Source organism: bacterium (assembly GCA_020440705.1).
Taxonomy (GTDB): Bacteria; Krumholzibacteriota; Krumholzibacteriia; order LZORAL124-64-63; family LZORAL124-64-63; genus JAGRNP01.
The window spans coordinates 1-6,580 of sequence record JAGRNP010000166.1 but is presented as its reverse complement, the minus strand read 5'-3'; the positions used below and the strand labels follow the sequence as shown (position 1 = coordinate 6,580).

General features: G+C 72.4%; 7 protein-coding genes. 3 read left to right on the top strand and 4 right to left on the bottom strand.

The window, feature by feature from the left end; all coding sequences use genetic code 11:
* Together KDM41_16655 and KDM41_16650 are read right to left on the bottom strand one after the other, a co-directional pair.
* The coding region (locus KDM41_16655; GenBank protein ID MCB1185057.1) for an MATE family efflux transporter at positions 1-233 on the bottom strand (233 nt) is incomplete at its 3' end.
* A 46-nt stretch (positions 234-279) separates the two neighbouring features.
* Positions 280-1,779, bottom strand: a complete 1,500-nt coding sequence (locus KDM41_16650; GenBank protein MCB1185056.1) for a leucyl aminopeptidase — start codon at positions 1,777-1,779, stop codon at positions 280-282.
* A gap of 202 nt (positions 1,780-1,981) precedes the next feature.
* Here KDM41_16650 and KDM41_16645 point away from each other — a divergent pair, with 202 nt between their 5' ends.
* The 3 genes from KDM41_16645 to KDM41_16635 all read left to right on the top strand — a co-directional run bounded on the left by KDM41_16645 (position 1,982) and on the right by KDM41_16635 (position 4,471).
* A complete protein-coding gene (locus tag KDM41_16645; protein MCB1185055.1) occupies positions 1,982-3,250 on the top strand; it encodes a dicarboxylate/amino acid:cation symporter in 1,269 nt (422 codons plus the stop codon).
* Positions 3,251-3,347: 97 nt separating this feature from the next.
* The gene (locus KDM41_16640; GenBank protein ID MCB1185054.1) at positions 3,348-4,046 is read left to right on the top strand and encodes a YIP1 family protein; all 699 of its coding nucleotides are present in this window, start codon (positions 3,348-3,350) and stop codon (positions 4,044-4,046) included.
* 53 nt (positions 4,047-4,099) lie between these two features.
* Entirely contained in the window at positions 4,100-4,471 is a 372-nt protein-coding gene (locus KDM41_16635) for a DUF2752 domain-containing protein (GenBank protein MCB1185053.1), read from the top strand.
* An 11-nt stretch (positions 4,472-4,482) separates the two neighbouring features.
* Here KDM41_16635 and KDM41_16630 read toward each other — a convergent pair whose 3' ends face one another.
* Together KDM41_16630 and KDM41_16625 are read right to left on the bottom strand one after the other, a co-directional pair.
* On the bottom strand, positions 4,483-5,625 hold the full coding sequence (locus KDM41_16630) for an acyl-CoA dehydrogenase family protein (protein ID MCB1185052.1): 1,143 nt from the start codon (positions 5,623-5,625) through the stop codon (positions 4,483-4,485).
* A gap of 70 nt (positions 5,626-5,695) precedes the next feature.
* On the bottom strand, positions 5,696-6,580 hold an 885-nt coding region (locus tag KDM41_16625), incomplete at its 5' end, for a hypothetical protein (GenBank protein MCB1185051.1).

The window sequence follows — 6,580 nt, the reverse complement described above, 5'->3', positions numbered from 1 at the left end:
ACCCGGCGGGCCGTGAAGCTCTGCACGCCCACGTCGAGGGCCTTGATGGAACTCGAAAGGGCCGAGAAGAGCAGGGTGGCCACGGCGACGGCGGCCAGTTCGGCCGCACCGAGGCGGCCGACCATCAGGGTGTCGACGAGGCCCATCAGGGTCTGGGCCAGGTTGCCCAGCACCACGGGCAGAGCCAGGTGGGTGATGGTGCCCAGCAGCGCGCGCCGGTCCAGGGACGACAACCGCACCCGCCCGGAAGCGGGTGCGGCGTCGAGGGGCGGCGTCGCTTCAGGAGCCAAGAATCTGCAGGGCGCGCGCGATCAGACGGGCCCCGAAGCCGGTCCCGCCCTTGGGGCAGGTGGGCTGGGGCGCCGTGACGTAGGCCGGGCCCGCGATGTCGAGATGCGCCCAGGACGTCCCGTCGCCCACGAAATTCGACAGGAAGGCGGCCGCCGTCTCGGCGCCCGCCTCGCGGCCGTTGCCCAGGTTCTTCAGGTCGCTCCAGGTGCCCTTCACCTCGTCCTTGAACTCGTCGACCAGCGGCAGCGGCCAGACGCGCTCGTGGGTCTCGCCGCCGGCCTGGCGCAGGATGTCCATGAGCTCGCCGCTGCTGCCCATGAGGCCGGCGAAGTGGTTGCCCAGGGCCACGACGCAGGCTCCGGTGAGGGTCGCCGCGTCGATGACGTGGACGGGCTTCTCCCGCTCGGCGAACCAGAGCCCGTCGGCCAGGATGAGCCGCCCTTCGGCGTCGGTGTTGAGGACCTCGACGGTCTTGCCGTTGGCCATGGTCAGGACGTCGGCGGGCTTGATGGCCAGGCCGTCGGGCATGTTCTCGGCGGTGGGCACGACCACGTGGACGTCGACCGGCAGGCGCAGCCGGGCCGCGATGAGCACGGCGCCCAGCACGGCGGCGGCGCCTCCCATGTCGGACTTCATGAGGTCCATGCCCGCGCCGGGCTTGAGGCTGATGCCCCCCGTGTCGAAGGTGACGCCCTTGCCCACGAGGGCCACTTTCGGCGCGCGGCGGGCGCCGCTGCGGTAGTGGACGCTGATCAGGCGCGGCTCCTGGCGGCTGCCCTGCCCCACGCCCAGCAGGCCGCCCATGTTCATCTTGCGCAACTGGGGCACGTTGTAGATGCGGCAGCTCAGACCCTCGGCCTTGGCCATGTCGCGGGCCCGCTCGGCCAGGCCCACCGGTGTCAGCACGTTCGGCGGCAGGTTCACCAGCCCGCGGGCGAAGAGGCAGCCGGCGACGAAGGCCTCGGCCTCCGCGAGGCCGGCCTTCAGGTCGCGGACGCGCGCGCGGTCGGCCAGCAGCTTCCATGCGTCGGGCACGGGCCTGTCCCGACGGCCGGTCTTCAGCTCGCCGGTCGGGGACAGGGCCATCTCGGCCCCCTCGGCCCAGCAGCGGGCGACGGCGCGATCATCGAAGGGGAGCACCCCCGCCGCCGGCAGGACCACGGCCACCCGGACGGCGCCCATTTCCCGGGCCCGGCTGGCGACGCGGCCGGCCGCCTTGCGGATGGTCTCGAGCCCCGCGTCGGCGGCGGCGCCCAGCCCGACCAGGAGCACCCAGCCGGCCTTCAGGTCGTCGCGGTGCAGGGCGAGCAGGTTGCCGTCGGCCCCCTTGAAGCCGCCCTTGCGGGCGATCGGCGCCAGGGCCCGGCCCGGCCCGCCGGAGCGGTCCACGGAACGGAAGTCGGCCTTGTCATCGGCCTGGAAGACGGGAAAGACCACCAGGTCGGCCGCGGTGGCGGCGGGCGCGGTCGAGGCTACGGTCCAGCGCATGGGATTCCTCCGGATCGGAAGGGGACGTGGCGAGGCGTCCCGGCAGGTGTGTGGCTCCAAACCGGGACATATTAGCAGCTTGACGGGGCTTGGCCACGCCAAATCGGGGGCGGTTCGGCCTTGAGCGGTCCCGACGGCGCCGCTAGACTCCCGGGGCGGCCGGACCTCCTGCCGGTCGCCACCACGAAAGAGAGACGCCGCCGTGCGCAGACTCGACCTCCATTGGCAGATCCTCATCGCCCTGGTGCTGGGCGTGGGCGCCGGCCTGCTCTGGCCCGCCGGCACCCGCCTGTGGGGCGGCATCCACCCCTTCGCCGTGTTCGACTTCCTGGGCGTGCTCTTCCTGCGGGCCCTGAAGATGGTCATCGTGCCGCTCATCGCCGGTTCGATCATCGCAGGCATCGCCAGCGTGGGCGCCAGCCGCGGCCTCGGGCGCCTCTTCGGCAAGACCTTCGGCTGGTACATCGCCACGAGCCTCGCGGCGATCCTCGTGGGGCTGCTGCTGGTCAACATCGTGCAGCCCGGTCGGAGCAACGGCGAGGCCGTCGGCGTGCGCATGGGCCTGGCCGAGGCCTCGCCCGACCTGGCCGCCAAGCTCGAGGGCCACGGCGCCGGCGACATCGTGCTCATCCTGCAGCGCATGGTGCCGAGCAATCCGGTCGCCGCGGCGGCCGAGGGCCAGATGCTGCCCCTGATCTTCTTCTGCCTGCTGCTGGGCCTGGCCGCGGCCAACCTGCCCGCCGAAACGGGCCGGCCGCTGCTGGCCTTCTGGGAGAGCCTCTTCGCCGCCATGATGAAGATCACCGGCTGGGTGATCGCCACGGCGCCCATGGGCATTTTCGGCCTGATGGCCAGGACCACGGCCGGCAGCGGCTTCGAGGCCTTCGGGCCCCTCGCCCGGTACGGCCTGACGGTGCTCGGCGCCCTGGTCCTGCACGCGGCGGTGACGCTGCCGCTGCTGCTGCGCGTCACGGCCCGGGTGTCGCCCCTGAAGCAGGCCCGCATCATGGCCCCGGTGCTCCTGACCGCGTTCTCGACCCGCAGTTCCTCGGCCACCCTGCCCCTGACCCTCAACGCCGTCGAGAAGGACGCCGGCGTGAGCAACCGGGTGACGAGCTTCGTGCTGCCCCTCGGCGCCACCGTGAACATGGACGGCACGGCCCTGTACGAGTGCGTAGCCGCCATGTTCATCGCCCAGGCCTACGGCATCGAGCTCGGGTTCGGCGCCCAGTTCGTGGTGGTCTTCACGGCCCTGCTCGCGAGCATCGGCGCGGCGGGCATCCCCGCGGCGGGACTCGTGATGATCTCGGTGATCCTGGAGGCGGTGGGACTGCCGCTGGAGGGGCTGGCCCTGATCCTGGCCATCGATCCGGTGCTGGACATGTGCCGCACCGCGGTGAACGTGTGGAGCGACAGCTGCGGCGCCGTCTTCGTGGCGCGCAGCGAGGGCGAGACCGGCGTCCTGGAATGAAGCCGTTCCGGATGCAACGTTCGCGGGGACCGGGCGTAGGTAGGGACAGCCCCGGGACCCGCGGCCCCGGCGACGACCCCGGCGCAGAAAGGCGCGCATGCGACTCGACGACAACGGACACGGCGGCCCCGCCGGCAACGACATCGGGGGCGGCTTCGACGAGGGCCTCGGCTCGTCGGCCACCGAGGACCTGCTGCTGCCCCCCTGGGAGCGGCGCGAGCGCTTCGGATTCCTCAACGGCCTGTACCTGACGATCAAGGACGTGCTGCTGACGCCGGGCATCTTCTTCCGCCGCATGCCGAGCCAGGTCGGCCTCGGCCAGCCCCTGCTGTTCACGATCGTGCTGGGTGTCGTCGCGGCGCTCTTCGCCTGGATGTGGTCCCTCGCCGGCAGTTCGCTGCAGGCGCTCGTGGCCGAGGACTACGGCAAGATCTTCACCGGTCCCCTCTTCTCGTTCTTCGCCTTCCTGACCAGCCCGCTGACCGTGACCATCGGCGTGTTCATCAAGGCCGCGCTCATGCACGGGGTGCTCACCCTCGTCGGGGGCAATCGCCTCGGCTTCGAAGCCAGCTTCCGCGTGGCCGCCTACAGCGAGGCCGCGGGCATCCTGGCCCTGGTGCCCATCTGCGGCTCCGGCGTGGGGCTCGTGTGGACCCTCGTGGTGTGCGTGATCGGCCTGCGGAACATCCACGACACCGACCCCTGGCGGGCGGTGGTCGCGGTGCTGGCCCCGCTGCTCGTCTGCGCCTCGTTCATCGGCACGAGCGTCTTCCTGTTCGCCCTGGGTCTGGACTAGCCGCCGTGCGGCTCGCCCCCGAAAGCTCTTCGCTGGCCCGCTCGCTCGTGCTGATGCTGGGCCTGCTGGCCGCCGCGGGGCTGCTGCTCGCGCGCCTCGTGCCCGACCTGCTGCTGGCCGTGGTCCACTGTCCGCTGCGCGAGATGACGGGATGGCCCTGCCCCACCTGCGGCGGCACCCGGGCCGCGATCCTCCTGGCGTCGGGGCGGCCCGCGGCGGCGTTCGCGGCCAACCCCCTGGTGACGGTCGCCGCGGCGGCCGGCGCCCTGGCCTTCCTCGCCGCCCTGGTCGCCAGCGTGGTCCCGACGGCGCGCCGCCGCGTGCTCCTGTCACCCCGCGAAAGGAAGGCCGCCCTGGTGGGGGCGGCCCTCTGCGTGATCGGGTCGTGGGCGGGGCTCCTGGTCGTCGCCCTGCGCGGCCGCTAGCCGCTGCGGGACTAGTACTCGGCGAGGAGCTTGCGCCCAATGACCAGCCGCTGGATCTCGCTGGTCCCCTCGTAGATGCGGGTCACGCGCACGTCGCGGTAGTAGCGTTCGACCGCGTACTCCTTGCAGAAGCCGTAGCCGCCGTGGATCTGGACGGCGGTGTCGGCCGCCCGCCAGGCCGCCTCCGAGGCGCTCACCTTGGCCATGGCCGCTTCCTTGGTGAAGGGTCGGCCGCTGTCCTTCAGCCAGCAGGCGTACCACGCCATCAACCGGGCCGACTCGATCTCCGTCCCCATGTTGGCGATCATGTTGCGGATGGTGGGCTGCGAACTGATGGGCGCGCCGAACTGCTCGCGCACCTTGGCGTAGGCGATGGCCGCCTCGAGGCAGGCCTGGCCGATGCCGAGGGACTGGAAGGCGATGCCGATGCGGCCCCCGTCGAGGGCGGTCAGGGCCACGCGCAGGCCGTCGCCCTCGTCGCCGAGGCGGTGGCTGGCCGGCACGCGCACGTCGGCGAAGTCGATGGTGACCGTGTCGCTGGCGCGCAGGCCCATCTTGTCTTCCTTCTTGGCCACGGACAGTCCGGCCGTGTCGCGCGGGACCAGGAAGGCGGTGGTGCCGCGCTTGCCCACGCTGCCGGGCTCGCGCGCCACCACCACGTAGAAGGCGGCGCGCGACCCGTTGGTCACGAAGCACTTGCTGCCGTTCAGCAGGTAGTGGTCGCCGTCCCGCCGGGCGGTGGTCGCGAGCGAGGCGGCATCGCTGCCGGCGCCCGGCTCGGTGACGCAGAACGCGGCGATCTCGCCGGCGGCCATGCGGGGCAGGTACTCCTGCTTGAGCGCCTCCGAACCGAAGATGGCCACCGGGTAGGACCCCACGCTGTTGTGGACCGTGAGCATGACGCTCACCCCGGCGCTGGCCTTGCTCAGCTCCTCGACCACCAGGCCGTAGGTCAGGGTGTCGACATCCAGGCCGCCGTAGGCCTCGGGAAACGCCAGCCCGAAGAAGCCGTTCTGGCGCATCTTCCCGATGAGGTCCTCGGGCATGTCGCCCTCGACGTCCATCCGGTGGGCGATGGGCTCGATCTCCTGGCGTGCGAAGTCGCGCACCATGTCGCGGAACATCTTCTGGGTTTCGTTGAGCTCGAAATTCATGCGTACTCCGGAGCGGTCTCGGGTGACGGGCGGATCTCCTTGCCGCCAAATATAGGTGCTGCCCCGGCCGCTACCAAGGCGCCGACCAGCGCGTGCCCAGGCCCGGCCCGAGCAGGATCGCGTTGGCCAGCAGGCGCTCCGACTCGACCACCCAGCGCCGGTAGCCGGGATGCTCGGCGAAGAGGATCACCTGCCCGCGGCCGACGGCCTCGCGGGTGGCGTAGGCGGTGTGCGCCAGGCGCGCGGCGGCCTCGGGCCACAGCAGGCCGCCGAGGTGCAACCGCTCGAGGTCGGCGAAGCCCGCCGCCACGGCCACCGGCGGCGCGGCGATGAGCGGGTCGGACGAGCCGAACCACACCGTGATCTCGGCGGGAAGACCCCAAGTGAGCCAGTTCTCCCCGTCGAGTTCCGCGCGCAGGAGGGCGCCCTGGGGCATCATGCGGCGCAGCCGGGCGTCGGCCCCGCGGCGGTCGCCTTCCTCAGGCGCCTGGCGCCCGGCCGGCAGCACGTCCGCCAGCCAGGCGTCCATGGCCTGCGGCCCGCCGGCCAGCGCGGTGCCCTGCTCGTGGCCGACAGCGAAGAACCGCGCACCGGGCCCGAGCAGCGGGGCCACGTCGCAGGGGTCGGCTCCCGCACCCGACCGGTCGGCGGACTTCGTCCCCTCCTTCGCTTCCGCGGGCACGCGCCAGCCGGTCGCGCTGGGCCGACCGGCCGCCTCGGCGCTCCGGGCCGGGATGCTCCACACGGGCGAAGGATACTCCTCGACCACCTGGTCGCGGAAACGCGTCCGCGTCAGTTCGAGCGCAGGGTCGGCGAGCAGCCGGGCCCCGCCGGCCAACCCGATGGCCGTGCCGCCGGCCTCGACCCAGCGCCGCAGGTTCTGCAGGCCGCTCTCCCCCAGCACCTGGCGGTACAGGCCGGCCCCACCGAACACCGGCGGGAACACCAGCACGTT